This is a genomic window from Ramlibacter sp. (genome assembly GCF_041916345.1).
GTDB lineage: Bacteria > Pseudomonadota > Gammaproteobacteria > Burkholderiales > Burkholderiaceae_C > Ramlibacter.
Genome location: NZ_JAYRZR010000002.1, coordinates 82,864 through 108,168, shown reverse-complemented (window position 1 = coordinate 108,168; position 25,305 = coordinate 82,864). Strand labels below are relative to the sequence as shown.

The window sequence follows — 25,305 nt, the reverse complement described above, 5'->3', positions numbered from 1 at the left end:
CGTCAGGCGGCAGCCGCGCGCGGCCTGGTGCGGGCCAGCGCGAACTGCGCCAGCAGGCCGAGCACCGTCCACCCCAGCATCAAGGCACCCATTGCCGCCGCCCCGTGGTGCGGCACCAGGCCGACCACGAAGCCGGCGAGCGCGCCCACGAGCTGCTGCATCACGCCCCCTACCGCGGCCGCGGAGCCAGCCAGGGCCGGGATCAGGCCCACGGTGCCCGCCAGCGTGGGCGGCACCAGCAGGCCGTGGCCAATGCCCATCAGCACCAGGGGCAGCGCGAGCGACAGCGGCGTGTTCCACCCTGCCAGCGCACAAGCCAGCACGCCGAGGATGCCGGCGTGGGTGGCGATCTGGCCCGCCGTCATGAGGCGGCGGTCGCCGATGCGGTGCACCAGCCGTGTCGTCAGCGCATTGCCCACGATGTACGAACCCGGGATGGCCATGATGGTCCAGCCGATGTCCTGCGGCGGCACGCCATAGCCCGCCAGCACCAGCGGCGTGCCGCCGAGGAAGGTGTAGAAGGCCGCGGTGAGCGAGGACAGGATCACCACGTGCAGCACGAAGGCCGGCTCGCGGGCCAGCCGGGCATAGCCGGCCAGCAGCGCCGCCGCGCCGCCCCCGGTGGCCGGCGGACGGGGCACACGGGGCAGCCGCCACGCCGCGACCAGCAGCACCGCACCCAGCACGGCCATCAGCGCGAAGTTGCCCTGCCAGCCAAGCCGCACGTGGATCTGCCCGCCCAGCAGCGTCGCCGCCGGCGGACACAGGCCCATGGTCATGCCGACGAAGGCCATCATGCGGGTGCGGTCCGGGCCCGAGAAGTAGTCCTGCACCATGGCCCGCCCGGCCACCATGCCCGCCGCGCAGCCCGCGCCCTGGATCAGCCGCGCCACGGTCAGCACCGTGAGGCTCGGCGCCAGCGCCGCCAGCACCGAGCCGGCGATGGCGATGACCAGCCCGCCCATCAGCACCGGTCGGCGGCCCAGCCGGTCCGACAGGGGCCCCCAGACGAGCTGCAGGCAGCCGTAGGCCGCGATGTAGCCGCTGAAGGTGAGCTGCACCGCCGCCTGCGAGGCGTCGAACACGCCCGGCCACGCCTGCATCGAGGGCAGGCAGATGGTCATGGCCAGCAGGCCGAAGGCCAGTTGGGCCAGCAGGTTGAGCATGAGCCCCAGGCTGGCGCGGGGCGGTGGGGAATCCGGCTGCATCGTGAAGCGATCGAGTGTAGGCGCAGAGCCTGGTGGGCGGCTTGCGGGGGTGCAGCTCGTCGCGGCCAGACGCCATTCGTCGCTGCCGGGGCGCGCTTCGTCACGCCAGCCGACGGCCCGTCGCGCGGCGGATGACGCGTGCGGGGCGCCCGGGCACAGTGCCGCGACCCTGGAGGAGCCTCATGCAAGCGATCACGCCGACTGGCGAACTGCCCACCCCCCGCAACCGCGCGTTCCGGCGTCGCCCCACCCTTGCGTCCCTCGGCATGCCGGCGAATCCCCGGGCCTGCTTGTGGATCGCCCTGCTCGCCGGCTCGCTGGCCCTGGCAGCCTGCAGCGACGGCGCCAAGGCTTCGGCGCCAGGCGCGGCCTCCGCGCGTGCGACCCTGCTGCTGGGCCCGGAGGACGTGCTGGTCGTCGGCTCGGCCGACGGCCCGTCGGGCCCGCTGCTCACCGGCACGCTGCAGCCCGAGCGCCGGGCCGACCTGCGCGCCGAACTCGGCACTGTCGTCACCTCGGTGCTGCGGGAGAACGGTGAGCCCGTACGTCAGGGGGAGCTGCTGGTGCGGCTGGATGACACGGCGGTCCGCGATGCCCTGCTGTCCGCCCAGGCCGCCGAGCGCGCTGCGGGCCAGGCGCTGGAGCAGGCGCAGCGGCAGCTGGACCGGCTGCAGACCCTGCGCGCCTCGGGCATGGCATCCATGCAGGCGCTGGAAGACACCGAGGCACGCCGTGATGCGGCCCGCAGCGAACTGGCGGCGGCCCAGGCCCGGGTGGCACAGGCTCGCCAGCAACTGCAGCGCACCGAGGTGCGCGCGCCCTTCGACGGCGTGGTCAGTGAGCGGAAGGTCTCCGTCGGCGACACCGCGCAGGTCGGCCGCGAGCTGCTGAAGGTGATCGATCCGCGCCGTCTGCGCATCGAGGGTGTGCTGCCCGCCGAGGCCGCCGCGTCCCTGCGTGTCGGCCAGACGGTGAGCTATCGCGTGCAGGGCCAGGACGCCACGGCGTTCACCGGCACGCTGCGACGCATCAGCCCGGCCGCGCAGGCGGCGACGCGGCAAGTGGAGGTGCAGGTGGAGGTCGACCCCACCACCCCGGCGCGGCTGGCTGGCCTGTACGTCGAAGGCCGGGTCCACGCCAGCGAGGCGGCACGGCTGGCGCTGCCGGCCTCGGCCGTGGTCGCCGAAGGCCGCCAGGCCTGGGTGTGGAAGATCGACGGCCCGCGGCTGCGCAAGGTGCCGGTGGATGTGGCGCCGCGCGACCCCCGCCGCGGTGACCACGCGCTGCGCGGCGGCCTGGCCGCGGGCGACCGCGTGCTGCGCCATCCGGTCGGCAACCTGAGCGACGGCCAGGCCGTGCGTGAGTCGGGTCCCGTGGCCGATGGCGCGGGCCGCGCTTCCTGAGGGCCGGACCATGTTTCTCTCCGACTTCAGCATTCGCCGGCCCCTGGCCACGGTCGTCGTGGTGATCATGCTCATGGCGCTGGGCCTGCTGGCGCTGCGCAGCCTGCGGGTGAACGAGATTCCGGACGTCGAGCAGCCGGTGCTGGCCATCGAGATCGCCTACCCCGGCGCCTCGCCCGAGACGGTGGAACGCGAAGTGATCAACCGGGTCGAGCGCGCGCTGCAGGGCATCGCTGGCGTGAGCGAGGTACGCTCCCTGGCCAAGGACAGCCAGGCGCAGGTCGTGCTGATCTTCGCCTTCGGCCGCAACATGATCGAGGCGGCCGACGAGGTGCGGAACGCCATCGGCGGCATCCGCTACAAGCTGCCGGTGGAGATGCGCGAGCCGGTCGTGCGGCGCCGCGACCCCTCCGCCCAGCCGGTGATGGATCTCGCACTGTCGTCCGGCACGCAGGGCCATGACGCGCTCTCGCGTCTGGCCGAGGACGAGATCGCCGACAAGCTGCGGGCAGTGCCCGGCGTGTCGGTGGTCACGGTCACCGGCTCGCTGCGGCGTGAACTGAGCATCCTGCTGCACGCGGACCGCCTGCGGGAGCACCGCATCTCGGTGGCCGAGGTCACCGCCGCCGTCCGCGCGCAGAACGCCAACGCGCCGGTCGGCCGCGTGGTAGGCCCGCTGGACGACCAGAGCATCCGCCTGCTGGGCCGCTTTGCCCAGCCCGCGGACTTCGCACAGCTGGTCGTGCGACGGCGCGGCGACGAGGTACTGCGGCTGGGCCAGCTTGCCACCGCGGTGGACGGCTTTGCGGAGCCCGAGAGCGTGAGCCTGCGCAATGGCGAGCCGAACGTGACGCTGGCCGTGACCCGCGCGCGGGACGCCAGCACAGTGGCCGTGGCCGCTGGCGTGCGCAAGGTGGTCGAGGACATCAACCGCGGCCTGCCGGCCGGCACGCGACTCGCCGTGACGCGCGACGGCGGGCGCGATGCGCAGGCCAACCTCAACAACGTGATCGAGGCGCTGGTGCTGGGCGCCGTGCTGACGGTGGCGGTGGTCTACGTGTTCCTGAACTCGTGGCGCTCCACGCTCATCACCGCGCTCAGCCTGCCCACCTCGGCCATCGCGGCCTTCATCGCCATCTGGCTGTGCGGCCTGACGCTGAACATCATGACGCTGCTGGGCCTGTCGCTGGCGATCGGCGTGCTGATCGATGACGCGATCGTGGTGCGAGAGAACATCGTGCGGCATCTCGAGCGCGGGGCCGACCGGCTGACGGCCGCTCGCCAGGGCACGGCCGAGATCGGCCTCGCGGTGGCGGCCACCACCTTCTCCATCGTGGCCATCTTCGTGCCGGTGGCCTTCATGCCCGGTGCGGCAGGCGAGTGGTTCCGCCCCTTCGCGCTGGCCGTCACCTGCTCGGTGCTGATCAGCCTGCTGGTGTCGTTCACGCTGGACCCGATGATCTCTGCCTACTGGGGTGACCCGCCGCCGCATGCGCGCGCGGCGCCCTCGCGCCTGGGCGCGGCGCTGGCCCGCTTCAATGCCTGGTTCGACCATCAGGCCGACCGCTATGCGGGCGTGATCGCCTGGGCGCTGACGCACCGTGCGTGGATGGGCGTGGCCGCCGCGGGCAGCTTCATCGGCGCCATTGCCCTGCAGGCAGCGTTCGGCGGCTCCAGCTTCCTGCCGGTGCAGGACGGCAGCACCATCGCCATCGAAGTCCGTGTGCCTTCGGGCACCAGCCTGGCCTACGCGCAGGCGAAGGTCGAGCGCGCCGCCACCCTGGCGCGCACGCTGCCCGAGACACGGGCCACCAACAGCCAGGTCAACGCCGAGGGCGGCCGGGTGTACGTGGACCTCGGGCCCTCCACCGAGCGCCACCGCTCGGCGCTGGAAGTGGCCCGTGACCTGCGCGTGCGCCTGCAGGAGCTGGTGGGCGCGGAGCTGGTGGTGATCGACGACATCAACAACGGCGTGCGCAAGCCGGTGCAGATCCAGTTCCATGGGCCGGATGCGCGCGTGCTGACGGCTGTCGCCCAGCGCTACATGGACCGCCTGCGCACCGTGCCGGGCGCGGTGGACGTCGGCCTGTCGGAACAGGCGCCCAAGCCCGAGCTGCGGGTGGCCCTGGACCGCGGGCTCGCCGGCCAACTGGGCGTGTCGGTACAGGATGCCGCCCAGGCCCTGCGGGTCGCCTTTGCCGGCGTGGAGGCCGGCGACTGGATCGACCCCGGCGGCCAGGCCCGTGACGTGGCGATCCGGCTGCGCCCTTCGGACCGCACGAGCCCGGCCGACCTGGAGCGGCTGCCGCTTGCCGTAGGCGATGGGCAGGATGTGGTGCCCCTCGGCCAGATCGCGCGCGTGACCGTGGGCGAAGGCCCGGCGCTGATCCGCCACCTGGACGGCCGGCGGCTGATCGCGGTCTCCGCCAACGTGCAGGGCCGCGCCTCCGGCGAGGTCATCGCCGAGGCGATGCGCCTGGCCAAGGCCATGGACTTCCCGCCCGGCTACGGTGTCTCGCTCGGCGGCGCCGGCAAGGACCAGCAGGAGGTGTTCGGCGCCATGGGTGTCGCGCTGGTCATGGGGGTCGGGCTGATGTACCTGATCCTCGTGATGCAGTTCGGTTCGTTCACCGCGCCCATCGCGGTGATGGCCTCGCTGCCGCTCAGCCTGGTGGGCGTGGTGCTGGCCCTGCTGGCCACCGGCGCGACGCTCAACCTCATGAGCTTCATTGGCGTGATCATGCTGATGGGCCTGGTCGCCAAGAACGCGATCCTGCTGCTCGACGCCGCGCGCCAGCACCAGCGGGCGGGCGTGGCGCGCGATGCGGCGCTGCGGGCCGCAGGCCGGGAACGGCTGCGGCCGATCCTGATGACCACCTTCGCACTCATCGCCGGCATGCTGCCCGTGGCCATCGGCACCGGCGAAGGGGCGTCGTTCTACCGGCCGATGGCCATCGCGATCATCGGCGGCACCATCACCTCCACCTTGCTCACGCTGCTGGTCGTGCCGGCGTTCTACGATGCCATCGAGTCCGCGCGGGACCGCATCGCGGCCCGTCTGGCACGCAGGGGCGCGCCGGAACAGGCGCCCGTCAGCGCGTGAGCTCGATCGGCCCGAAGGCCACGCCCGCCTGCGCCGCCAGCCAGGCCACCGCCGCCCAGGCCGCCACGTTCTGCGGCATGGAGGAGGGATCCACCCGCTCCACCGTGTCGTTGACCGTGTGGTGCACGTCGAAGTAGCGCGTGCCGTCCTGGGTGAGCTCCACCGCCGGCCAGTTGCGCATGCGCATCAGCACCGATGCGTCCGGTGACGGGTTGCCGGGCTGGCCGTCGGCCTCGATGCCCAGTGGCGCCAGCACGCGCGACATGGCGTCGATGACGGGCTGCGCCTCGGGCCGCATGCGGGCGCGGAAGCGCCAGATACGGTCGGCGCCGAAGTCGCTCTCGCCCAGCAGCTGGTGGGGCTGCGCCTGGTAGCGCTGCCCGTAGTCCCTCGCACCGTCGAAGCCGTTCTCCTCATTGCCGAACAGCACCACGCGCACCGTGCGGCGCGGCTGGCGGCCGGCATCCAGCAGCACCTTGGCCGCAGCCATCACGATCCCAACGCCGCTGGCGTCGTCCTGCGCGCCGGGCGTGATGTCCCAGGTGTCCAGGTGGGCGCCCAGCAGCACCACCTCTTTCGCGAGGTCGGTGCCGGGCACTTCGCCGATGACGTTGTGCGTGACGGCGCGCAGCTGCGGCACGCGCGCCATGTGCACGCGCATGCGCAGCGCCTGGCCAGCGGCCACCCGCTCGGCCATCCAGTCGGCGTCGGGCACGCCCACGGCGACGGCAGGAATCTGCGCGACCTGCGGGTCGTAGCGCATGGCGCCGGTATGGGCGATCTGGTCGCGGTCCGTGCCGATCGAGCGGATCGCCACGGCCAGCGCACCACGACGCGCCGCTTCCACCGCGCCGGCCACGCGCGCCAGCACCGCGCGGCCATAGCCACTGCCGTCGCGCGAACGGTCCATCTTCTGGTCGATGAAGACGATGCGGCCCCGCGCCTTGTCACTGCTGTCGGCACGCAGGGCCTGGAAGTCCGGGTACCACGCGATCTCAGCCTCGATGCCGGGTTCGGCCGTGCCGACGGTGTTGCCCAGGGCCACGGCGACCACGGCACGCTTCTCGGGCGCCGTCACTTCCACGGTCGTGGCACCACGCTGCCACACCGTCAGCGGCACCGGATCGGCGCGCACGTTGGCAAAGCCCAGGCGACGCAGGTGCGACTGGGCCCAGGCCACGGCCATCGCATCGCCCGGCGAGCCCGCAGGGCGCGGACCCACCTCTCGCACCAGCGAGGCCATCAGATCGTAGGCGAGCGAGGTCTTGAGCCCCGCGTCACGCAAGGTGACGGCGTGAGCGAGGTCCGCTTCGGAGAGCACGGGGATCGACTGGGCCATCGAGACGAGGGGCACGCCGGCGGAAGCCGCCAGCAGGGACCGGAGCAGCACGCGCCGGCGATGGGAGGTGGGTTGCATCATGGCGTCGGATTGTGCGCGAGCGCCTCGTGCCCCAGCCTTGGTGAAAACGAAAAGGGCCACCCCTGGGGTGGCCCTTGCCTGCGGCACGATGCCCTTACGGGTTGTCGGTGGAGATTTCCTCCGGCTCCGGCTTGGCCTTGCCCTCCTTCTTGGGCAGCGGCTGGATGTCCAGCTTCACGTCGGCCGTCTCCACGCCCTTCTCGTCGGTCTTCAGGTCGATGTCCACCGTGAGGCGACCGCCCTCGGTGAGGCGACCGAACAGCAGCTCGTCGGCCAGGGCGCGGCGGATCGTGTCCTGGATGAGGCGCTGCATCGGCCGCGCGCCCATCAGCGGATCGAAGCCCTTGCGCGCCAGGTACTTGCGCAGGACGTCGGTGAAGGTGACCTCCACCCGCTTCTCGGCGAGCTGCTGCTCCAACTGGAGCAGGAACTTGTCGACCACGCGCAGGATGATCTGCTCGTCGAGCGGCTTGAAGTTGACGATGGCGTCCAGGCGGTTGCGGAACTCAGGCGTGAACAGGCGCTTGATGTCGGCCATCTCGTCGCCGGCCTGGCGCTCGGTGGTGAAACCGATCACCGCCTTGTTCATGGTCTCGGCGCCCGCGTTCGTGGTCATGATCAGGATCACGTTGCGGAAGTCGGCCTTGCGGCCGTTGTTGTCCGTCAGCGTGCCGTGGTCCATGACCTGCAGCAGGACGTTGAAGATGTCCGGGTGCGCCTTCTCGATCTCGTCGAGCAGCAGCACCGCGTGCGGCTTCTTGGTGACGGCCTCGGTGAGCAGGCCGCCCTGGTCGAAGCCGACGTAGCCCGGAGGCGCGCCGATCAGGCGGCTGACCGCGTGACGCTCCATGTACTCGGACATGTCGAAGCGGATCAGCTCGATGCCCATGATGTAGGCGAGCTGCTTGGCGGCCTCGGTCTTGCCCACGCCGGTGGGGCCGGAGAACAGGAAGGCGCCGATGGGCTTGTCGGCCTTGCCCAGGCCCGAGCGCGCCATCTTGACGGAGGACGCCAGCACCTCCAGCGCCTTGTCCTGCCCGAACACCACGCTGCGCAGGTCGCGCTCGAGGTTCTGCAGCTTGCCGCGGTCGTCGTTGGAGACGGAGGCTGGGGGGATGCGCGCAATCTTGGCCACGATCTCCTCGACCTCGGACTTGGAGATGGTCTTCTTGCGCTTGTTCACCGGCAGGATGCGCTGGGCGGCACCGGCCTCGTCGATCACGTCGATGGCCTTGTCGGGCAGGTGGCGGTCGTTGATGTACTTGGCGGAGAGTTCCGCGGCGGCCTGCAGGGCGTTGGCCGCGTACTTCACGCTGTGGTGCTCCTCGAAGCGGCTCTTCAGGCCCTTCAGGATCTCGATGGTCTGCTCCACCGTCGGCTCGACCACGTCCACCTTCTGGAAGCGGCGGGACAGCGCGGCGTCCTTCTCGAAGATGCCGCGGTACTCGGTGAAGGTGGTGGCGCCGATGCACTTGAGGGTACCCGACGACAGCGCCGGCTTCAGCAGGTTGGAGGCATCCAGCGTGCCGCCGGAGGCCGCGCCCGCGCCGATGAGGGTGTGGATCTCGTCGATGAACAGGATGGCGTTGGGCTTGTCCTTGAGGGACCGCAGCACGCCCTTCAAGCGCTGCTCGAAGTCGCCGCGGTACTTGGTGCCGGCCAGCAGCGCGCCCATGTCGAGCGAGTAGACGGTGGACTCCGCCAAGATCTCGGGCACGTCCTTCTGGGTGATGCGCCAGGCCAGGCCCTCGGCGATGGCGGTCTTGCCCACGCCGGCTTCGCCCACGAGCAGCGGGTTGTTCTTGCGGCGGCGGCACAGGATCTGGATCACGCGCTCGACCTCGTACTCACGGCCGATCAGCGGGTCGATCTTGCCGTCCTTGGCGGACTGGTTCAGGTTCTGGGTGAACTGCTCCAGCGGCGAGGCCTTCTCGTTCTTCTCGCCGCCCTCCTCCTGCTCGCTGGAGGCGGCCTCGCCGCTCTTGGCGGGCTCGGGCGGATCGCTCTTCTTGATGCCGTGCGCGATGAAGTTCACCACGTCGAGGCGGGTCACGCCCTGCTGGTGCAGGTAGTAGACGGCGTGCGAGTCCTTCTCGCCGAAGATGGCCACCAGCACGTTGGCGCCGGTCACTTCCTTCTTGCCGTTGCCGGTGGACTGCACGTGCATGATGGCGCGCTGGATCACGCGCTGGAAGCCCAGCGTGGGCTGCGTGTCCACGTCATCGGTGCCGGCGACCTGCGGCGTGTTGTCCTTGATGAAGTTGGCGAGCGACTTGCGAAGGTCCTCGATGTTGGCCGAGCAGGCGCGCAGCACCTCGGCGGCGCTGGGGTTGTCCAGCAGGGCCAGCAGCAGGTGCTCCACCGTGATGAATTCGTGGCGCTGCTGCCGCGCTTCCACGAACGCCATGTGGAGGCTGACTTCCAATTCCTGGGCAATCATGAGGGTTCCTTCTGCCTGGCTGACGTGACGATAACGGATTGCATGGGGGAGTGCCGGGCTACTCCACCGGTTCACTCAAGCACTGCAGCGGGTGGCCGGCCTCGCGCGCGGCATCCTGCACCTGCTGCACCTTGGTGGCGGCAATGTCCCGCGGGTAGACCCCGCAGATGCCTTTGCCGTCCAGGTGGATCTTGAGCATGATCTGGGTGGCGGTCTCCCGGTCCTTGTGAAAGAACTCCTGGATCACCACCACCACGAACTCCATCGGGGTGTAGTCGTCATTCAGCATGACGACCTGGTACATCTGGGGCGGCTGGGTGCGCAGCGTCTTGCGCTCCGCGACCACCGAACCGCCGTCATCCACGGTCGGCCGCACACCCGGTTTCAAGGGCGGCGGTACGGGTGTCTGATTGGCCATGAAATTCATTCTATCGAGCCCGCCGTGGGGCTGCCCGACCCTGCGGACATGGTGACATTCTCGTCACATTCAAGCGTCATCCGGCAAGGCATGCAAATGCCCTGCCAGAAAGACGCCCGCGCGTTCGTTGCGGCCCGCGTCCGCGGACACCAGCCGACCATCGGTAAGTGAAAATGTTGACAGGTGAACCGCAAAGCATGACACTGCCTCACGCAGTTGCATTCATCACGGGGGCGCAAGATGGCAACCGGTACGGTCAAGTGGTTCAACGACGCCAAGGGCTTCGGCTTCATCGAGCCGGATGGCGGCGGTTCGGACGTATTCGCCCATTTCTCGGCCATCGCCATGGATGGCTTCAAGACCCTCAAGCAGGGCTCGCGCGTGACGTTCGAGATCCAGCAGGGCCCCAAGGGCCAGCTGGCGCAGAACATCCAGGCGCAACCGGGCAGCAGTGCCCCGGCCGGCGCCATGGAGCGGCCGGGCCGCCAGCCCAAGGTCCGCGCGCCGCAGTTCCATGCGGCCAGCCACGGCGACAGCGCTCACAAGTAAGCCCGGCTGGCGCGTCCGCCGCACCATGAAACAGGCCCCGGCCGCCCGGGGGCGACAGGGGCCGCGTCCGGCATCGCCTGGCAGGCGCCAGGCGACGTGCCCGATCACATGTGATCGATCATCACCTGGCCGAAGCCGGAGCAGCTGACCTGCGTGGCGCCGTCCATCAGGCGCGCGAAGTCATAGGTGACCTTCTTGGACAGGATGGACTTCTCCAGCGAGCTGATGATCAGGTCGGCGGCTTCCTTCCAGCCCATGTGACGCAGCATCATCTCGGCCGAGAGGATCTCGGAACCGGGGTTCACGTAGTCCTTGCCGGCGTACTTGGGCGCCGTGCCGTGGGTGGCCTCGAACATGGCGACCGAGTCGCTCAGGTTGGCGCCGGGGGCGATGCCGATGCCGCCCACCTGGGCCGCCAGCGCGTCGGAGACGTAGTCGCCGTTCAGGTTCAGCGTGGCCACCACGCTGTACTCCGCCGGGCGCAGCAGGATCTGCTGCAGGAAGGCGTCGGCGATGGAGTCCTTGATGATGATGTCCTTGCCCGTCTTCGGGTTCTTGAACTTGCACCACGGGCCGCCGTCGATCAGCTCGGCGCCGAACTCCTTCTGGGCCAGCGCGTACGACCAGTCACGGAAGCCACCTTCGGTGAACTTCATGATGTTGCCCTTGTGCACGATGGTCACGCTGGGCTTGTCGTTGTCGATCGCGTACTGGATGGCCTTGCGCACCAGGCGCTCGGTGCCCTCGCGCGAGACCGGCTTCACGCCGATGCCGGAGGTCTCGGGGAAGCGGATCTTCTTGACGCCCATTTCCTCGATCAGGAACTTGATGACCTTCTTCGCCTTGTCGCTCTCGGCTTCCCACTCGATGCCGGCGTAGATGTCTTCCGAGTTCTCGCGGAAGATGACCATGTTGGTCTTCTCGGGCTCCTTCAGCGGCGAGGGCACGCCCTTGAAGTACTGGATGGGGCGCAGGCAGACGTACAGATCCAGCTCCTGGCGCAGCGCGACGTTCAGGGAGCGGATGCCGCCGCCCACCGGGGTGGTCAGCGGGCCCTTGATGGACACCACGTAGTCACGCACGGCGTGCAGGGTTTCCTCGGGGAGCCAGACGTCGGGGCCGTAGACCTTGGTGGCCTTCTCGCCGGCGTAGACCTCCATCCACTCGATCTTGCGCTTGCCACCGTAGGCCTTGGCCACCGCGGCATCCACCACCTTCAGCATGACCGGGGTGATGTCGAAGCCGGTGCCGTCGCCCTCGATGTACGGAATGATCGGCTGGTCCGGCACGTTCAGGGACATGTCGGCGTTGACGGTGATCTTCTGGCCCTGGGCGGGCACCTTGATGTGCTGGTACATGAGGGAAATCGTCTCCGGGTGGGTCGGGTTCTTGCGACTTGGCAAACCCGCAAATTCTAGCCGTGAAACTGTCTCCCGCCTTGCGGGATGCCGGCGCCTGGCGCCCCCGCCAGCCGGGCCGCTGCAGTTTCCTGCTCGACCTTGTCAACCAGATGAGCTGCTGCCGCGTTTCGGTCAGTGCCGGCGCATCCGCACCGGTGTTCAACCCCAAAGATCGATCTGAAGGAAATCCAAATGACCAAGCTGCTCGCCGCCCTGATTGCCGGCCTGTTCTCCGCCGCCGTGTTCGCCCAAGCCGCCGCCCCGGCGCCGGCCGCCGCCCCCGCCGCCAAGGCCGAGGCGAAGAAGGAAGAGAAGAAGGAAGAGAAGAAGGCCGAAGCCAAGAAGGACGAGAAGAAGGCCGAAGCCAAGAAGGACGCCAAGAAGGACGCCAAGAAGGAAGAGAAGAAGTGATCTTCTGGCCGGGCCTGGCGCCTGGCTGCGGGTACGCCTTGAGCGCATCCGCCCCCTGAGCCCGCCGCCGGCGGGCTTTTTCATGCGCGCCCGGCCGCTGGTGCGGCCGACGCCATCCTCCAGAACCCATACAGCCATCCGAGGCAACCTGACATGTCCAAGCTCCACGCCCTGCTGATCGCCGCGGTCGCCGCCGCTTCGTCCGCCTACGCCGCCGGCCCCGCTGCGCCGGCCCTGGTCGCCCAGGCCCCGGCAACGGCCCCTGCCCCGACCGCCCCGGCCGCCGCCGGCACCGTGACCCCGGCCGCGCAGCCGGCCCCGGCCGCCGCCAAGAAGCAGGCCACCACGGCCAAGAAGTCCAAGAAGAAGGCCGCCGCCCGCAAGTCGCGCAAGGCGCCCGCCAACAAGGCCTGATCGGCCCGCCCGGTCAGCGGCGCCGTCCGCGGGCCGGCGCCGCCTGCCGCACAATCAGGGCCATGAAGAAGTTTCTCGCCTTCGCGATCCTGGTCCTGGGTGCCGGCCTGGCCGCCGCCCAGGAGCCGCAGATGAACCTGCCGCGCGTGCGCCTGGCGGCTGGCATGCACCAGATCGACGCCCAGGTGGCCCGCACGCCCGAGCAGCGCGCCATCGGCCTGATGCACCGCAAGGAGATGCCGCAGCACGAGGGCATGCTGTTCGTGTTCGAGGCGCCGGCCCAGCAGTGCTTCTGGATGAAGAACACGCTGCTGCCACTGTCTGTGGCCTTCATCGCTGACGACGGCGCCATCGTCAACATCGAGGAGATGCAGCCGCAGACGCTGGATTCACACTGCTCGACGAAACCGGTGCGCTACGTGCTGGAGATGAACAAGGGCTGGTTCGCACGCAAGGGGCTCAAGCCCGGCATGAAGATCGAAGGCGCTGTCTTCGGCGCCCGCTGAGGCGACGCCGCCGGTCGGCGCGACGCGCAAGAAAAAGGGGCCCGACGGGCCCCTTTTTCCTGGCCGGCGCAGCCGGTCAGGCGAAGTTCGCGGCCGCGAAATCCCAGTTGACCAGCTTGTCGAGGAAGGTCTCCACGAACTTCTGGCGCAGGTTGCGGTAGTCGATGTAGTAGGCGTGCTCCCACACGTCCACGGTGAGCAGCGCCTTGTCGGCGGTGGTCAGCGGCGTGCCGGCGGCGCCGGTGTTGACGATGTCCACGCTGCCGTCGGGCTTCTTGACCAGCCAGGTCCAGCCGGAGCCGAAGTTGCCCACGGCCGACTTCACGAACGCCTCGCGGAAGGCGGCGTAGCTGCCCCACTTGGCGTTGATGGCCGCGGCCAGGGCGCCGGTGGGCTCACCGCCGCCGGCGGGCTTCATGCAGTTCCAGAAGAAGGTGTGGTTCCAGATCTGGGCGGCGTTGTTGTAGATGCCACCGGAGGACTTGCGCACGATGTCCTCCAGGGACATGGACTCGAACTCGGTGCCCTTCTGCAGGTTGTTCAGGTTCACCACGTAGGCGTTGTGGTGCTTGCCATGGTGGAACTCGAGCGTCTCGCGCGAGTAGTGGGGCGCCAGCGCATCGATGGCGAAGGGCAAGGGGGGCAGGACATGTTCCATGGTTTTCTCTTCCTCGTGAGCGAATCGGATCGACAGTGATCGGCGAGATTCTAGGGAGGATCCCCGGGGCGCGCTGCCGCGACGCGCAGATCAACCTCGCCATCGGCAAGGACAGCGCGCACCGCCTCGCCGGGATGCAGCGCCGCCACGCTGGTGAGCGCACGGCCGGAAGCGGGCTCCAGCAGCATGGCATAGCCACGGCGCAGCACCAGCCGCGGATCCAGCAGCTCCAGGCGCAGGCCGGCCTGCGCCAGACGATGACGCGTCTCGCGCGTGCGTCCGGCCACGGCAAGCGGCAACGCACGCACCGCCCCACGCAGGGCCTCGGCGTCCGCCGCGAGCCGCCGGGCCACGGCGCCACGCAGGGCCTGGGCACGCCGCTGCAGCAGCATCTGCTGCGAGGCGATGCGCGACGAGGGCCGACCCAGCTGCGCAGCGGCCTGGTCCAGCCGCAGGCCGGCGCGGTCGACCCGGCGCAGCGCGGCCTCGTGCAGGCGCTCGCCCTGTTGCGCGAGGGCCTGCAGCCACAGGGCGCGCGGCTCGGCCGCCAGCTCGGCGGCCGCGGTGGGCGTGGGCGCACGCAGGTCGGCGCAGAAGTCGGCGATGGTGAAGTCGGTCTCGTGGCCCACGCCGCTGACCAGCGGCACGGGACTGCGCACGATGGTGCGGGCGAGCTGCTCGTCGTTGAAGGCCCACAGGTCCTCCAGCGAGCCGCCGCCGCGCACGAGCAGGATCACATCCACCCGACCTTCCTCGGCCAGGCGATAGAGCGCCTGCAACGCCGCCACCAGCTCGGCGGGTGCATCCGCGCCCTGCACCGACGCCGGGGCGATCACCACCGGCACGTGCGGCGCGCGACGACGCAGGCAGGTGACCACGTCACGCAGGGCCGCCGCGCCGGGCGATGTGACGACGCCCACGCCGCGCGGCAGCGGCGACAGCGCGCGCTTGCGGCCGCCGTCGAACAGGCCCTCGGCCTCCAGCCGGGCCTTCAGGCGCAGGAACTGCTCGAACAGCGTGCCCTGCCCGGCGCGCCGCACCGACTCGACGATGAGCTGCAGGTCGCCGCGCGGCTCGTAGACCCCCAGGCGGGCCTGCACCTCCACCAGGTCACCATCACGCGGCAGGAAGCCCGCCAGGCTCGCGGCGCGCTTGAACATCGCGCAGCGCATCTGGCCATCCGCATCCTTCAGCGTGAAGTAGCAATGGCCGCTGGCGGCGCGGGTGAACCCGGAGATCTCGCCGCGCACCGCGACCGGGTTGAAGCGCGCATCGAGCGCGTCTGCCACCGCGCGGCAGAGCCCGCCGACGCTCCAGATGCGCGAGCGGGGCGTGACATCCTCATCGAACATGCGCGCGCCCTCCCCGGCGGGTGCCGGCAGGCCACTGCCTGTCATCCACAGCGCCGCGTGAGCGGCGGCACGGCCGAGGGTTAGTCCCTGGAAGGCTCATTTCTCCGAGCAAGCCATTGATTTCAAACTGTTTTTTCCTGCTCAAATCGTCATCGATCTGTCACGGTGCAGCAGCCATGCGGGTTGGCGGGGCGCCGGGGGGCACTTCTCAACAAAGTTATCCACACGTTTTGTGAGTGTCGTGGCGGGGCGACGCCCGGATGACCGGGCTCGCGGCGAGTCCGCCATAATCCGCCGCACGCGAGGCTGCGGCAAGCGCAGCCGACGGCAGTCAAACGGCGGAGAACCCCCCTTGCTTTCGATCATACAAGCCGCAGGATGGCCCATCTGGCCCCTCATCGCCTGCTCCATCCTCGCGCTGGCCCTGATCATCGAGCGCTTCATCAGCCTGAAGACGGCCAAGATCGCGCCGCCCCGGCTGCTGGACGAGGCGCTCTCGGTCTCGCGCACGGCCGTGCCCTCGCCCGACGTGGTGAGCCAGCTCGAACAGAACTCCGCGCTCGGCGAGGTGCTGGCCAGCGGCTTCCGCGCGCTCAACTCCGACCCGCGCTGCTCCGAGGCCGACCTGCGCGCGACGATGGAGCAGACCGGCCGCGCGGTGGCCCACCGGCTGGAGCGCTACCTGAACGCGCTGGCCACCATCGCCTCGGCCGCGCCCCTGCTGGGCCTGCTCGGCACGGTGGTCGGCATGATCGAGATCTTCGGCTCGCAGTCGCCCGCCGGCGGGGCCACCGGCGGCAACCCGGCGCAGCTCGCGCATGGCATCTCGGTGGCGCTCTACAACACGGCCTTCGGGCTGATCGTCGCGATCCCGGCCCTGATCTTCTGGCGCTACTTCCGCAGCCGGGTGGACGAATACCTGCTCACGCTGGAGCTGGCGGCCGAGCGCTTCGTGCGGCACCTCAACACGCTGCGCCGCTGATCGCCATGAACTTCAGACCGCGACCGAAGGAGCAGCCGGAGATCAACCTGATCCCGTTCATCGACGTGCTGCTGGTGGTGCTGATCTTCCTGATGCTGTCGACCACCTACAGCAAGTTCACCGAGATGCAGCTGCGGCTGCCGGTGGCCGACGCCGATGCCCAGCGCGACTACCCGCGCGAGGTGATCGTCGCCGTGGCCGCCGACGGCCGCTACACGGTGAACAAGCAGCCGGTCGCCGGTCGCAACCCGGATGTGGTGGCCTCCGCCCTGGCGGACGCCGCCAAGGCCGGCAAGGACACCGTCGTGATCATCAGCGCCGACGCCACGGCGCCGCACCAGTCGGTGATCACGGTGATGGAGGCCGCGCGCCGTGCCGGCCTGACGCAGATCACCTTCGCCACGCAGTCCTCGGCCCAGGGCGGGGCCCGCTAGGTGGGCGGCGCGCTGCAGCGCGCCTGGCTCGGCCGCGGCCCGCTGGCCCGCGCCCTCTGGCCGGTCTCGGCCCTGTACGGCCTGGCCACGGCCCTGCATCGCAACGCCTATGCCAGCGGTTCGCGGCGCGCCGAGCGGCTGCCAGCCACGGTGGTCGTGGTCGGCAACGTCGTGACTGGCGGCGGTGGCAAGACACCCGTCGTGATGGCCCTGCTGGCGCACCTGGCGCAGCGCGGCATCCCCGCCGGCATGATTTCGCGCGGCCACGGCCGCACCGGCACCGATTGCCGCGAGGTGCTGCCAGGGGACGACCCGGCCCTCGCAGGCGACGAACCGCTGCTGGTGCGCAGGCGAACCGGCGTGCCGGTCTTCGTCGCGCAGCGGCGTGCGGAGGCTGGCCGTGCCTTGCTCGCCCGCTACCCCGCCACCCAGGTGCTGGTGTGCGACGACGGCCTGCAGCACCGCGCGCTCGCGCATGACGTGTCCCTGTGCGTGTTCGACCGGCGCGGCATCGGCAATGGCTGGCTGCTGCCAGCGGGCCCCCTGCGGGAGCCCTGGCCGCGCGAGGTGGATCTCGTGCTGCAGCACGGCGACCCGCCCGGCATCGGCGGCTTTCGCATCGAACGTCGCCTCGCGGACCACGCCATGCAGGCCGACGGCACGCGCGGCCCCTTGGCGGCGTGGGCGGCCGGCTCGCCGCGACCTGTGCGCGCAGTCGCCGGGGTGGCGAACCCGGAGCCCTTCTTCGAAGGACTGCGCGCCGCCGGGGTCGTGCTGGATGAGGCGCGGGCCTTCGGCGACCACCACCCCTTCGCGGCCGGCGACCTGCCCGCCGACGGCACCCTGCTGTGCACCGAGAAGGACGCAGTGAAGATCTGGCGGCTGCGCCCGCAGGCCTGGGCGGTCCCCCTCGAGGTGGCCATCGAGCCCGCCTTCTGGGGCGCCTTCGATCGCCTGCTGGACGCGAAGCTATCATCGCCCCATGGATCCCCGCCTGCTTGAGCTGCTCGTCTGCCCCGTCACCAAGGGACCGCTCGACCTGGACCGGCAGCGCCAGGAACTCATCTCGCGCAGCGCCAGGCTGGCCTACCCCATCCGCGACGGCATCCCCGTGATGCTCGAGGAGGAAGCCCGCACGCTGAGCGACGAAGAGCTGGAGCGCCTGCCCCCGCGCACGCGCCTCGTGTCGTGACATCGCCCGGCCCTGGCGCCTTCACCGTGCTCGTGCCGGCGCGGCTGGCGTCCACCCGCCTGCCCGACAAGCCGCTGGCCGACATCGGCGGCCGGCCGATGGTGGTGCGCGTGGCCGAGCGCGCGCGGCTGAGCGGCGCGGCCCGCGTGGTCGTCGCCGCCGACAGCGAGCGCATTGCGAAGGCCTGCCGCGACCACGGCGTGGAAGCCCTGCTGACCCGCGCCGACCACCCCTCCGGCAGCGACCGCCTGGCCGAGGCCTGCACGCTGCTCGGCCTCGATGGCGACGACGTGGTCGTCAACGTGCAGGGCGACGAGCCGCTGATCGACCCCGCCCTCATCGACGCCGTCGCGAAGCTGCTGGTCGAGCGTCCGCAGGCCGCAATGGCGACGGCGGCACACCCGCTCACCGAAGCCGCGGAGCTGGCCAACCCGAACATCGTGAAGGTGGTGCTGCAGGCCGACGGCCTGGCCCTGTACTTCAGCCGGGCACCCATCCCCTGGTGGCGTGACGGCGCGGGTGGCGGCGGCCTGCCGGCGCTGCCCGTGGCGCCTGCGGCCTTGCGCCATATCGGCCTGTACGCCTACCGCGCCGGCTTCCTGCGCGCCTTTCCACGCCTGGCGCCCGCGCCGGTGGAACAGTGCGAAGCCCTGGAGCAGCTGCGCGCGCTCTGGCACGGCCACCGCATCGCCGTGCACGTGACGGACCACGCGCCCGGCCCCGGCGTCGACACACCCGATGACCTGGCGCGCGTGCGCGCGCTGATCGCGGGCCAGCCGAACTGACGGCGCGGCTGTGTCAGTCAGCACGCAGGGTCGCGTGCTATCCTCACCGCACACAGGCGCGACGGCCGGGCAGGCCCGACCCGCAGCGCTGGCCGACTCTCCATCATCCGAGGACCCCATGAGACTGATCCTGTTGGGCGCGCCCGGCGCCGGCAAAGGCACGCAGGCGGCATTCATCTGCCAGAAGTACGGCATCCCCCAGATCTCCACGGGCGACATGCTGCGCGCCGCCGTCAAGGCCGGCACGCCGCTGGGCCTGGCGGCCAAGCAGGTCATGGATTCCGGCGGCCTGGTGAGCGACGACATCATCATCGGCCTGGTGAAGGAGCGCATCACGCAGCCGGATTGCGCGAACGGCTTCCTGTTCGACGGTTTCCCACGCACCATTCCCCAGGCGGACGCCATGCGCGACGCCGGCGTCAAGCTCGACTACGTGCTGGAGATCGACGTGCCCTTCGAGGCCATCATCGAGCGCATGAGCGGGCGCCGCTCGCACCCGCCGTCGGGCCGCACCTACCACGTCAAGTTCAACCCGCCCAAGGTGGCCGGCGTGGACGACGTCACGGGCGAGCCGCTGGTGCAGCGTGACGACGACAAGGAAGAGACGGTGCGCAAGCGCCTGGAGGTCTACTCCGCGCAGACCCGCCCGCTGGTGGCCTACTACGCCGACTGGGCCAGCCGCGACCCGCAGGCCGCGCCGCGCTACCGCCGCATCGACGGCATGGGCGGCGTGGAAGACATCACCGCCCGCGCCATGCAGGCGCTGGCGAGCTGAGCCGCCTCAGCTCGCGGGGCTGGAGCGCAGGCCGTAGGCCTGCGCGCCGACGAAGAGGTACTCGGCCCGCAGGATGGCCGAGCCCTTCTCTTCCTTGAAGGTGAAGCCGAGCACGCCCACGGTGTCGCCCACCTTCACGGGCGTGACCTTCCAGGCCTCCATGCGCGTGAGCGGGGCCAGCTCGATCTCCCAGCGGCGGTCCTTGCGCGTCGGCGCGACCGCCCGCGCCAGCAACGCCGGCCCGTCCACCGGCGCGGACTGCGCCGGCACCTTGCGGGACGCCAGATCGCCAGGCACCTTGTAGTCGACCGGCAGTTCCAGCACCAGTTCGGCATGCGGGTTCTGCCACTTCACCGAGGCCACCCGGCCCTGGAGGAACAGGGGGCGGTCCTGGTCGAAGCTGCTCCAGCCGTGGTGGGCCCAGCTGGCGGCGGGTGCGGCCGCCAGGGCCAGCATCAGGTCTCTGCGTTTCATCGGTACGCGCTCCTCGAAGGTCAACGTCGGGTCATCGGTAGGCGATCCAGCGGCCGCACGCCACGACGGCCACCCAGATCACGGTGGACAGCAGCATGGACAACCGGGCCAGGCCATCGCAGCGCGCCAGCGAGCCGCGCGCGTGGAACCAGGCTGCATTGCACCCCGCCGCGAAAAGCAACAGCATCTTCAGGGTGAATGCGCGGTTGGTCAGCAGCTCGGCGGGCTGGCTGGCGAACATGAGCAGGCCGGAAGCGGCTGCGAGCGCGAAGCCGCACACGGCGATGCCGAGCGCGAGCCGGGCGAGATCCGCCACGGGGATCGCGGCCCCGCGGCCGAACACCCGCAGTTCCAGCAGCACGAGGTTGCCCAGCAGCAGGGCGATGCCGAGGATGTGCACGACCTCCAGCGCCGGATAGGCCCAGGGGTGGGATTGCAGGCCGGCGAACATCAGGCCATCCGCTCCAGCAGCAGCGCGATGCGCGCCTTGACCGGCGACACGTGGTCGGCCGGCGGGATCGCCGCGTCGCCGGGCGCCAGCAGCGGGCCCTGCGCGCAGCGCGAGGCGCGGCGCACCGCCACGCCGGATGCCGCGGCCCGGCGCAGGGCCGCCTCCAGCGCGGCATGCACGGTGCCGCTGCCGGTGGCGGCCACGACGATGCCATCCACGCCGGCCGCCACCAGGGCATCGACCACGCGCCCCGACGCGCCGGCGTGGCTCCACACGATCTCCACCCGCGGCCAGGCCTCGGCGGCGGGAATCTGCTTCAGCGGCACGCGGCATGGGGCCGCAGGCCACTCGCGCACGCGGCGCAACCGCCCCTCCTCCACATGCGCCAGCACGCCGGCGTCGCCCGACGAGAAGGCGTCCGTGCGGTAGCCATGGACCTTGCGCACATCCTGGGCGTCATGGACACGGCCGGCGAAGACGACCATCACACCACGCGCGCCGGGCGTCGCCGCGACCGCCAGGGCATCCGCCAGGTTCTGCGGCCCGTCGGCCGCGACCGACGTCGCCGGACGCATGGCGCCGGTCAGGACCACCGGGCGCTCCGGGGCGAGCACGGCCTGCAGGAAGTACGCGGTCTCCTCCATGGTGTCGGTCCCGTGCGTCACGACCACGCCCAGCGTGCCGGGTTGAGCGAGCCAGTGCGCGACACGGCCGGCGAGGGCCAGCCACACCGCGACCTCCATGTCCTTGCTATCGACCTGGGCCACCTGCTCGCTGACAAGGGTCACGCCCGGGGGTGCGGCAATGCCATCGAGCAGGGCCCCGACACCGACCTGTGCCGCCTGGTAACCCACGTTGTCGGAGGCCGAGGCCGCGCGTCCGGCGATGGTGCCGCCGGTACCCAATACCACGATTTGCGACTGATGCACTTGCATTGCTCTGGAAACTGTTCAAAAATACAGCCACTGGATGTGAACACAGTGACACCGCAGCCAGCCCGCAAGGAGCCCGCGATGATCGACACCCCCAAGCTCACGCCTCGCCAGCAGCAGATCCTGGACCTGATCCAGAGCGCCATCGCACGGACTGGCGCACCGCCCACCCGGGCCGAGATCGCCGCCGAGCTCGGCTTCAAGTCCGCCAACGCGGCCGAGGAACACTTGCAGGCCCTCGCCCGCAAGGGCGTGATCGAGCTGGTCGCCGGCACCTCGCGCGGCATCCGCCTGCAAAGCGAAACGCTGCGGTCGATCCACGAGTCCCGCGTGAAGCAGTATGCCCTGCCCCTGCAGACCCTGGCCCAGCTGGCCCTGCCGCTGGTGGGGCGGGTGGCAGCCGGTTCGCCGATCCTGGCGCAGGAACATGTCGACCAGACCTACTACGTCGAAAGCGGCCTCTTCCAGCGCCGGCCCGACTACCTGCTCAAGGTGCGCGGCATGTCCATGCGTGACGCCGGCATCATGGATGGCGACCTGCTCGCCGTCCAGGCCACCAAGGACGCCAAGAACGGCCAGATCATCGTGGCTCGCCTGGGTGACGACGTCACCGTCAAGCGGTTCCGCCGCAACAAGCACCTGATCGAGCTGCACGCCGAAAACCCCGACTACCCCACCATCGTGGTGGAGCCCGGCGAACCCTTCGAGGTCGAAGGCATCGCCGTCGGCCTGATCCGCAACACCATGCTCATGTGAGCTGCCGCCGGTGCCCAGGTGGCAGGCGTATGGCATTCCAGTTGCCATCACCCTGCGGCGCCGGCGTCCCCTGCAATCCTGCCTGTGCCCACCGCTACCCAGGAGTCGACACATGGCCGCAACCGCTACCCCCCTTCCTTTCGCATCCGCCCCGCTGCAGGCGCTGGCCGCCTGGTTCTTCGGCCCTCGGCCGCCGGCCCTGCCCACGCCCCCCTCGGCCAGCCGCGCCACCCCCGCCGCCCTGACCAGGTCGGCGCGCCCGGCCCAGGCGATCAAGCCGCCCCTTCGCGTGGTGCAAGTCATGGAGTCGGGCAGCCGCACAGGTGCCGGCCGCATCGTGATTTCCGGCCGCCTGGCGGATGTCTGCGCCGAACTGGACCGCCTCGCCGCGCAGGAGGCGCGGCGAGAGGCCCAGGCGAATGCTCAGCGGGCAGCGCCCACCAGGTAGTCGGCCTTGCCGAGTTCCACGCCGTCGTGCCGCAGGATGGCGTAGGTGGTGGTCACGTGGAAGAAGAAGTTGGGCAACACCCAGGTGAGCAGATAGGCCTGGGCCTTCATCGTGCGCGTGGCATCCCGCCCCACCGGGAACGTGATCTCGCGCTCCTCGGTGCCATCCATGGCCGAGGCTGGCACCGTGGCCAGGTAGTCCAGGGTCTTCTGGATCCGCTCCCGCAGTTCGGCGAAGGTCTGCTCGGTGTCGTCGAACTTGGGCGCCGGCACGCCGGAAATGCGGGCCACCCCGTTCTTGGCGGCGTCGCAGGCAATCAGCACCTGCCGCACCAGGGGCAGCATGTCAGGGGTCAGGCGGTCCTGCAGCAGCACCGCCGGGTCGATGGAGCGGGCTTGCGCATGGGCCTCCCCCTTCTCGAGGATGTGGCGCAGGTTGGTCAGCATGTGCTGAAAGACCGGAATGCTGGCGGCATGCATGGAAACGGACACGTGGGTTCCTTGTGGGTTCGTCGGGAAGGCGCGCATGGTAGCCGCAAGGCGCCAAGCCTGCAGGGGACGGGCTTGCGGCCAAGGCACAATGCCCGCATGAACATCGTGATCCTCGACGATTACCAGGATGCCGTGCGCAAGCTGCAGTGCGCCACCAAGCTGGAGGCCTACCCCGCCAAGGTGTACACGAACACGGTCAAGGGCATCGGCCAGCTCTCCGTGCGCCTGCGCGACGCCGATGTCATCGTCCTGATCCGTGAGCGCACCCACATCACCCGCCAGCTCGTCGACAAGCTGCCGCGCCTGAAGCTGATCTCCCAGACGGGCCGCGTCGGCTCCCACATCGACGTGGAGGCTTGTTCCGAGCGCGGGATCGCCGTGGCCGAGGGCGTGGGCTCGCCGGTCGCCCCGGCCGAACTGACCTGGGCCCTGATCATGACCGCCGCCCGGAGGCTGCCGCAGTACATCAGCAACCTCAAGCACGGCGCCTGGCAGCAATCGGGCTTGAAGGCGGCCTCCATGCCGCCGAACTTCGGGCTCGGCACCGCGCTGAAGGGCAAGAAGCTGGGCATCTGGGGCTACGGCCGCATCGGCCAGCTGGTCGCCGGCTACGGCAAGGCCTTCGGGATGAACGTGCTGGTCTGGGGCCGCCCCGAATCGCGCGAGCGCGCCGTGGCCGATGGCTTCTCGGCCGCGGAGAGCCGCGAAGCCCTGTTCGCCGAAAGCGACGTGCTCAGCCTGCACCTGCGCCTGACCGACGACACCATGCACCTCGTGCGCGCCGAGGACCTCGCCCGCATGAAACCCACGGCCCTGCTGGTGAACACCTCTCGCGCCGAGCTGCTGGAGCCGGACGCGCTGATCGCCGCGCTCAACCGGGGCCGCCCGGGCATGGCCGCGGTCGACGTGTTCGAGAGCGAGCCCATCCTGCAGGGCCATGCCCTGCTGCGGCTCGAGAACTGCATCTGCACGCCGCACATCGGCTACGTGGAGCAGGAAAGCTACGAGCTGTACTTCGGTGCCGCGTTCGACAACGTCGTGAATTTCATCCGCGGCACGCCCTCCCACATCGTCAATCCAGGCGCGCTGCAGGTGCGCCGCTGACCGCGCGACGGCTTGGCTGATCCCGCCCCCCGCCAGCGCACCGCGCCCGTGCTGTGGGCGCTGCTGACCGGCAACTTCATGATCGCCACCGGCGTGATGGTGGTGCCGGGCACGCTCAACGAGATCAGCGCCTCGCTGCAGGTGACGGTCGCGGTGGCCGGGCAGCTCATCACGGCCAGCGGCGTGGTGATGGCGATCGGCGCGCCCGTGTTCGCCGCGGTCCTGGCTGGCACGGACCGCCGGCGCCTGCTCACGTTCTGCCTGGTCTGGTACGCGCTGCTGCATGCGGCCTGCGCGCTCGCGCCGGATTTCGCCTGGCTGCTGCCGCTGCGCGTGCTGGCGGTCTTCGCACCGGCGGTGTTCACGCCCCAGGCGGCCGCCTGCGTCGGCCTGCTGGTGCCGCTGCAGGAGCGCGGACGCGCGATCGCCTTCATCTTCCTGGGCTGGTCGGCGGCCTCCGTGCTCGGGACCCCCCTGGGCGCCTGGGTGGGCGGCACCTTCGGCTGGCGCGCGGCCTTCGGTCTGGTCGCGCTGCTCAGCCTGGCGAGCGCCGCATGGGTCTGGCGGGCCATGCCCGGCGGCCTGAAGCCGCCCGCCCTGTCGCTGCTCGCGTGGCGGCAGACGTTCGGCAGCCCCGTCCTGATGACGACGGTGGCCGTCACCGTGCTCTCCGCTGCCGGGCAGTTCGTGATGTTCGCCTATTTCGCGCCCTACTTCCACGCCCGGCTCGGCCTGGGTCCCGCCGGCCTCGGCCTCGTGTTCATGTGGTTCGGCCTCTTCGGGCTGCTGGGCAACGTGCTCATGTCACGGCACATCGATCGCCTGGGCGCCGACCGCGCGGTACTCATCGGCATAGGCCTGATGGCGCTCAGCCTCCTGACCTTCCCGCTCGGCACCAGCGTGCTGCTGCTGGCCCTGGTGCTGGCGCCCTGGGCCCTGGGCTGCTTCTCGTCGAACTCGGCGCAGCAGGCCCGGCTGGTCGCCGTGGCGCCGCCGCTGGCGGCGGCATCGGTCGCCCTGAACACCTCGGCGATGTATGCGGGCCAGGCCATCGGCGCCGGCACGGGCGGCTGGCTCATCGCCAGCGGCCGCATGGACGAACTGCACCTGTGGGGGTTCTGCGGACTGGTCGCCGCGATGGCCACCAGCGTGCTGGCGAGCCGCCTTGGCCACAGCCGGTGACGCGGCGGCGGCTTGAG

The 25,305-nt window shown here is 70.5% G+C and carries 27 protein-coding genes; 16 read left to right on the top strand and 11 right to left on the bottom strand.

The features are described from left to right. Window positions 1-2 precede the first annotated feature (2 nt). Entirely contained in the window at window positions 3-1,208 is a 1,206-nt protein-coding gene (locus ACE3T5_RS01110) for a multidrug effflux MFS transporter (RefSeq protein WP_374663532.1), read from the bottom strand. A gap of 182 nt (window positions 1,209-1,390) precedes the next feature. Between ACE3T5_RS01110 and ACE3T5_RS01105 the strand changes: the two genes are divergently transcribed. Then, a complete protein-coding gene (locus tag ACE3T5_RS01105) occupies window positions 1,391-2,611 on the top strand; it encodes an efflux RND transporter periplasmic adaptor subunit (protein ID WP_374663530.1) in 1,221 nt (406 codons plus the stop codon). A gap of 10 nt (window positions 2,612-2,621) precedes the next feature. Beyond that, the gene (locus ACE3T5_RS01100) at window positions 2,622-5,714 is read left to right on the top strand and encodes an efflux RND transporter permease subunit (protein WP_374663528.1); all 3,093 of its coding nucleotides are present in this window, start codon (window positions 2,622-2,624) and stop codon (window positions 5,712-5,714) included. Here ACE3T5_RS01100 and ACE3T5_RS01095 read toward each other — a convergent pair. From ACE3T5_RS01095 to clpS, 3 genes are all read right to left on the bottom strand, one after another. After that, entirely contained in the window at window positions 5,704-7,134 is a 1,431-nt protein-coding gene (locus ACE3T5_RS01095; RefSeq protein ID WP_374663526.1) for a M20/M25/M40 family metallo-hydrolase, read from the bottom strand. The genes ACE3T5_RS01100 and ACE3T5_RS01095 overlap by 11 nt on opposite strands. 94 nt (window positions 7,135-7,228) lie before the next feature. Next, window positions 7,229-9,574, bottom strand: a complete 2,346-nt coding sequence (gene clpA, locus ACE3T5_RS01090; RefSeq protein ID WP_374663524.1) for an ATP-dependent Clp protease ATP-binding subunit ClpA — start codon at window positions 9,572-9,574, stop codon at window positions 7,229-7,231. 58 nt (window positions 9,575-9,632) lie between these two features. Beyond that, window positions 9,633-10,001, bottom strand: a complete 369-nt coding sequence (gene clpS, locus ACE3T5_RS01085; RefSeq protein ID WP_374663522.1) for an ATP-dependent Clp protease adapter ClpS — start codon at window positions 9,999-10,001, stop codon at window positions 9,633-9,635. 231 nt (window positions 10,002-10,232) lie between these two features. Here clpS and ACE3T5_RS01080 point away from each other — a divergent pair, with 231 nt between their 5' ends. Further along, a complete protein-coding gene (locus ACE3T5_RS01080) occupies window positions 10,233-10,541 on the top strand; it encodes a cold-shock protein (protein WP_374663520.1) in 309 nt (102 codons plus the stop codon). Between the two features lie 104 nt (window positions 10,542-10,645). On the opposite strand, the gene icd is transcribed toward ACE3T5_RS01080, so the two are convergent. After that, entirely contained in the window at window positions 10,646-11,899 is a 1,254-nt protein-coding gene (icd, locus tag ACE3T5_RS01075) for an NADP-dependent isocitrate dehydrogenase (RefSeq protein ID WP_374663518.1), read from the bottom strand. 234 nt (window positions 11,900-12,133) lie between these two features. On the opposite strand from icd, the gene ACE3T5_RS01070 reads away from it, so the two are divergent. From ACE3T5_RS01070 to ACE3T5_RS01060, 3 genes are all read left to right on the top strand, one after another. After that, window positions 12,134-12,352, top strand: coding sequence for a hypothetical protein (locus tag ACE3T5_RS01070; protein ID WP_374663516.1), 219 nt, complete (start codon window positions 12,134-12,136; stop codon window positions 12,350-12,352). A gap of 153 nt (window positions 12,353-12,505) precedes the next feature. Continuing rightward, window positions 12,506-12,766, top strand: coding sequence for a hypothetical protein (locus tag ACE3T5_RS01065; protein WP_374663514.1), 261 nt, complete (start codon window positions 12,506-12,508; stop codon window positions 12,764-12,766). Between the two features lie 62 nt (window positions 12,767-12,828). Further along, window positions 12,829-13,272 (top strand): DUF192 domain-containing protein, encoded by a 444-nt coding sequence (locus tag ACE3T5_RS01060; protein WP_374663512.1) that lies wholly within the window; start codon window positions 12,829-12,831, stop codon window positions 13,270-13,272. A 76-nt stretch (window positions 13,273-13,348) separates the two neighbouring features. Here the strand turns inward: ACE3T5_RS01060 and ACE3T5_RS01055 are convergent, their stop codons facing one another. Together ACE3T5_RS01055 and xseA are read right to left on the bottom strand one after the other, a co-directional pair. Further along, window positions 13,349-13,930: a superoxide dismutase gene (locus tag ACE3T5_RS01055; protein ID WP_374663510.1), complete on the bottom strand. Its 582-nt coding sequence runs from the start codon at window positions 13,928-13,930 to the stop codon at window positions 13,349-13,351. Between the two features lie 50 nt (window positions 13,931-13,980). Then, window positions 13,981-15,282, bottom strand: coding sequence for an exodeoxyribonuclease VII large subunit (xseA, locus tag ACE3T5_RS01050; RefSeq protein WP_374663508.1), 1,302 nt, complete (start codon window positions 15,280-15,282; stop codon window positions 13,981-13,983). Between the two features lie 352 nt (window positions 15,283-15,634). Here xseA and ACE3T5_RS01045 point away from each other — a divergent pair, with 352 nt between their 5' ends. The 6 genes from ACE3T5_RS01045 (at window position 15,635) to adk (ending at window position 19,450) form a co-directional block, all read left to right on the top strand. Further along, window positions 15,635-16,264 (top strand): MotA/TolQ/ExbB proton channel family protein, encoded by a 630-nt coding sequence (locus ACE3T5_RS01045; protein ID WP_374663506.1) that lies wholly within the window; start codon window positions 15,635-15,637, stop codon window positions 16,262-16,264. Between the two features lie 5 nt (window positions 16,265-16,269). After that, a complete protein-coding gene (locus tag ACE3T5_RS01040) occupies window positions 16,270-16,698 on the top strand; it encodes an ExbD/TolR family protein (protein WP_374663504.1) in 429 nt (142 codons plus the stop codon). Next, the gene (lpxK, locus tag ACE3T5_RS01035; protein ID WP_374663502.1) at window positions 16,699-17,700 is read left to right on the top strand and encodes a tetraacyldisaccharide 4'-kinase; all 1,002 of its coding nucleotides are present in this window, start codon (window positions 16,699-16,701) and stop codon (window positions 17,698-17,700) included. Continuing rightward, window positions 17,681-17,890 carry a Trm112 family protein gene (locus tag ACE3T5_RS01030; RefSeq protein WP_374663500.1) on the top strand — a complete coding sequence of 70 codons (210 nt, stop codon included), beginning with the start codon at window positions 17,681-17,683 and terminating at the stop codon, window positions 17,888-17,890. The genes lpxK and ACE3T5_RS01030 overlap by 20 nt, the downstream gene beginning before the upstream one ends. Further along, a complete protein-coding gene (gene kdsB / locus ACE3T5_RS01025; protein WP_374663498.1) occupies window positions 17,887-18,675 on the top strand; it encodes a 3-deoxy-manno-octulosonate cytidylyltransferase in 789 nt (262 codons plus the stop codon). Before ACE3T5_RS01030 ends, kdsB begins: the two co-directional genes overlap by 4 nt. Window positions 18,676-18,793: 118 nt before the next feature. Next, window positions 18,794-19,450, top strand: a complete 657-nt coding sequence (gene adk / locus ACE3T5_RS01020) for an adenylate kinase (protein ID WP_374663496.1) — start codon at window positions 18,794-18,796, stop codon at window positions 19,448-19,450. Between the two features lie 6 nt (window positions 19,451-19,456). On the opposite strand, the gene ACE3T5_RS01015 is transcribed toward adk, so the two are convergent. Genes ACE3T5_RS01015 through ACE3T5_RS01005 form a run of 3 tightly spaced genes read right to left on the bottom strand, consistent with a single transcriptional unit; the run spans window position 19,457 to window position 21,310 of the window. Then, window positions 19,457-19,924 (bottom strand): DUF6152 family protein, encoded by a 468-nt coding sequence (locus ACE3T5_RS01015; protein WP_374663494.1) that lies wholly within the window; start codon window positions 19,922-19,924, stop codon window positions 19,457-19,459. 31 nt (window positions 19,925-19,955) lie between these two features. Continuing rightward, window positions 19,956-20,375 (bottom strand): hypothetical protein, encoded by a 420-nt coding sequence (locus tag ACE3T5_RS01010; protein WP_374663492.1) that lies wholly within the window; start codon window positions 20,373-20,375, stop codon window positions 19,956-19,958. Continuing rightward, complete coding sequence (locus tag ACE3T5_RS01005; protein WP_374663490.1) at window positions 20,375-21,310, bottom strand: asparaginase; 936 nt, start codon at window positions 21,308-21,310, stop codon at window positions 20,375-20,377. Before ACE3T5_RS01005 ends, ACE3T5_RS01010 begins: the two co-directional genes overlap by 1 nt. A gap of 78 nt (window positions 21,311-21,388) precedes the next feature. On the opposite strand from ACE3T5_RS01005, the gene lexA reads away from it, so the two are divergent. Next, window positions 21,389-22,063, top strand: a complete 675-nt coding sequence (gene lexA / locus ACE3T5_RS01000; RefSeq protein ID WP_374663488.1) for a transcriptional repressor LexA — start codon at window positions 21,389-21,391, stop codon at window positions 22,061-22,063. Window positions 22,064-22,175: 112 nt separating this feature from the next. Next, window positions 22,176-22,511, top strand: coding sequence for a hypothetical protein (locus ACE3T5_RS00995; protein WP_374663486.1), 336 nt, complete (start codon window positions 22,176-22,178; stop codon window positions 22,509-22,511). Here ACE3T5_RS00995 and ACE3T5_RS00990 read toward each other — a convergent pair. Next, window positions 22,487-23,002: a DUF1993 family protein gene (locus tag ACE3T5_RS00990; RefSeq protein WP_374663484.1), complete on the bottom strand. Its 516-nt coding sequence runs from the start codon at window positions 23,000-23,002 to the stop codon at window positions 22,487-22,489. The genes ACE3T5_RS00995 and ACE3T5_RS00990 overlap by 25 nt on opposite strands. A 96-nt stretch (window positions 23,003-23,098) precedes the next feature. On the opposite strand from ACE3T5_RS00990, the gene ACE3T5_RS00985 reads away from it, so the two are divergent. Next, window positions 23,099-24,106 (top strand): D-2-hydroxyacid dehydrogenase family protein, encoded by a 1,008-nt coding sequence (locus ACE3T5_RS00985; protein ID WP_374663482.1) that lies wholly within the window; start codon window positions 23,099-23,101, stop codon window positions 24,104-24,106. 12 nt (window positions 24,107-24,118) lie between these two features. Continuing rightward, a complete protein-coding gene (locus ACE3T5_RS00980; protein WP_374663480.1) occupies window positions 24,119-25,288 on the top strand; it encodes an MFS transporter in 1,170 nt (389 codons plus the stop codon). Window positions 25,289-25,305: the final 17 nt, after the last annotated feature.

Bases quoted from the DNA above. Each gene is read 5' to 3' on its own strand.
- ACE3T5_RS01110 (WP_374663532.1), bottom strand. From the start codon at position 1,208: ATGCAGCCGGATTCCCCACCGCCCCGCGCCAGCCTGGGGCTCATGCTC.
- ACE3T5_RS01105 (WP_374663530.1), top strand. From the start codon at position 1,391: ATGCAAGCGATCACGCCGACTGGCGAACTGCCCACCCCCCGCAACCGC.
- ACE3T5_RS01100 (WP_374663528.1), top strand. From the start codon at position 2,622: ATGTTTCTCTCCGACTTCAGCATTCGCCGGCCCCTGGCCACGGTCGTC.
- ACE3T5_RS01095 (WP_374663526.1), bottom strand. From the start codon at position 7,134: ATGATGCAACCCACCTCCCATCGCCGGCGCGTGCTGCTCCGGTCCCTG.
- clpA (WP_374663524.1), bottom strand. From the start codon at position 9,574: ATGATTGCCCAGGAATTGGAAGTCAGCCTCCACATGGCGTTCGTGGAA.
- clpS (WP_374663522.1), bottom strand. From the start codon at position 10,001: ATGAATTTCATGGCCAATCAGACACCCGTACCGCCGCCCTTGAAACCG.
- ACE3T5_RS01080 (WP_374663520.1), top strand. From the start codon at position 10,233: ATGGCAACCGGTACGGTCAAGTGGTTCAACGACGCCAAGGGCTTCGGC.
- icd (WP_374663518.1), bottom strand. From the start codon at position 11,899: ATGTACCAGCACATCAAGGTGCCCGCCCAGGGCCAGAAGATCACCGTC.
- ACE3T5_RS01070 (WP_374663516.1), top strand. From the start codon at position 12,134: ATGACCAAGCTGCTCGCCGCCCTGATTGCCGGCCTGTTCTCCGCCGCC.
- ACE3T5_RS01065 (WP_374663514.1), top strand. From the start codon at position 12,506: ATGTCCAAGCTCCACGCCCTGCTGATCGCCGCGGTCGCCGCCGCTTCG.
- ACE3T5_RS01060 (WP_374663512.1), top strand. From the start codon at position 12,829: ATGAAGAAGTTTCTCGCCTTCGCGATCCTGGTCCTGGGTGCCGGCCTG.
- ACE3T5_RS01055 (WP_374663510.1), bottom strand. From the start codon at position 13,930: ATGGAACATGTCCTGCCCCCCTTGCCCTTCGCCATCGATGCGCTGGCG.
- xseA (WP_374663508.1), bottom strand. From the start codon at position 15,282: ATGTTCGATGAGGATGTCACGCCCCGCTCGCGCATCTGGAGCGTCGGC.
- ACE3T5_RS01040 (WP_374663504.1), top strand. From the start codon at position 16,270: ATGAACTTCAGACCGCGACCGAAGGAGCAGCCGGAGATCAACCTGATC.
- ACE3T5_RS01030 (WP_374663500.1), top strand. From the start codon at position 17,681: ATGGATCCCCGCCTGCTTGAGCTGCTCGTCTGCCCCGTCACCAAGGGA.
- adk (WP_374663496.1), top strand. From the start codon at position 18,794: ATGAGACTGATCCTGTTGGGCGCGCCCGGCGCCGGCAAAGGCACGCAG.
- ACE3T5_RS01015 (WP_374663494.1), bottom strand. From the start codon at position 19,924: ATGAAACGCAGAGACCTGATGCTGGCCCTGGCGGCCGCACCCGCCGCC.
- ACE3T5_RS01010 (WP_374663492.1), bottom strand. From the start codon at position 20,375: ATGTTCGCCGGCCTGCAATCCCACCCCTGGGCCTATCCGGCGCTGGAG.
- ACE3T5_RS01005 (WP_374663490.1), bottom strand. From the start codon at position 21,310: ATGCAAGTGCATCAGTCGCAAATCGTGGTATTGGGTACCGGCGGCACC.
- lexA (WP_374663488.1), top strand. From the start codon at position 21,389: ATGATCGACACCCCCAAGCTCACGCCTCGCCAGCAGCAGATCCTGGAC.
- ACE3T5_RS00995 (WP_374663486.1), top strand. From the start codon at position 22,176: ATGGCCGCAACCGCTACCCCCCTTCCTTTCGCATCCGCCCCGCTGCAG.
- ACE3T5_RS00985 (WP_374663482.1), top strand. From the start codon at position 23,099: ATGAACATCGTGATCCTCGACGATTACCAGGATGCCGTGCGCAAGCTG.